This window comes from Streptococcus mitis, assembly GCF_003944325.1.
Classification (GTDB): domain Bacteria; phylum Bacillota; class Bacilli; order Lactobacillales; family Streptococcaceae; genus Streptococcus; species Streptococcus mitis_CW.
On record NZ_RJPX01000089.1, the window covers coordinates 1 to 1090 of the forward strand.

The window sequence follows — 1090 nt, forward strand, 5'->3', positions numbered from 1 at the left end:
TAAGTCCTCCGTGGGCACCCGCTACCGGTGAACCCAATAGCGATTCCCAAGCCTGACTATCGTGAGGTAGCGGGGAGAGGAAGGGATAGCGAAATCGTGGCTCTACGAACAGGAACGTGATAGTAAGGCGTATATAGCGGATAAGGGGGCTTCAAACTCTAAAGTCCAAAAAGGTAGTCGTAACCTATATGCGTAAATCACGAGAGTAAACGAGGAAAGATGTACNACTTATCCCGTGAGGTCTCATGAGCGCTGAAAGCGTAGTAACAACGAATCATGAGAAGTCAGCCGAGCCCATAGTAGTGAGGAAACTTCTGTAATGGAAGTGGAGCGAAGGGGGAATACTCAAACAGTCTGGGGAGAGACTGTTTGAGGTCTGTCGCTAGAAAGAGAAAACGACAGATTGAAGTAATCCTACTTCACTTGTGTCTGTAAAACGAACGGTCTGATAGAACTGGACTCTATCACGTATTGACTAGATGAAGGTTCACCAATATAAGATGTCCCTCAGGCACCAAAACAAGAAAGGAATACGCACATGTCAAAATTGCTAGATAAGATATTATCACGCGAAAATATGCTGGAAGCCTACAATCAAGTAAAATCCAATAAGGGCTCAGCTGGGATTGATGGAATTACTATCGAAGAGATGGATAATTATCTCAGACAAAACTGGCGCCTGACTAAGGAACGGATAAAACAAAGAAAATATAAGCCTCAACCAGTTCTCAGAGTTGAGATTCCCAAACCAAACGGAGGCATCCGTCAACTAGNAATTCCAACGGTTATGGATAGAATGATTCAACAGGCCATTGTTCAAGTCATTAGCCCTATTTGTGAACCCCATTTCTCNGANACGAGTTATGGGTTCCGACCAAATCGGTCATGTGAAAAAGCCATCATGAAGCTCTTAGAGTACTTAAATGACGGCTATGAGTGGATAGTGGATATAGACCTAGAGAAATTCTTCGATACAGTTCCTCAAGATAGATTGATGTCCTTAGTACATAACATTATCGAAGACGGAGATACGGAATCCTTGATTCGTAAATATCTTCATTCAGGTGTTATCATTAACGGTCAGCGTCAT

Annotated in this window: 1 protein-coding gene; it reads left to right on the plus strand. The window is 43.1% G+C overall.

Translation table 11 applies throughout. The features are described from left to right. Nucleotides 1-538: 538 nt before the first annotated feature. Nucleotides 539-1090, plus strand: a 552-nt coding sequence (locus tag D8787_RS11245) for a reverse transcriptase domain-containing protein (protein ID WP_260471399.1), incomplete at its 3' end; no start/stop codon positions are given.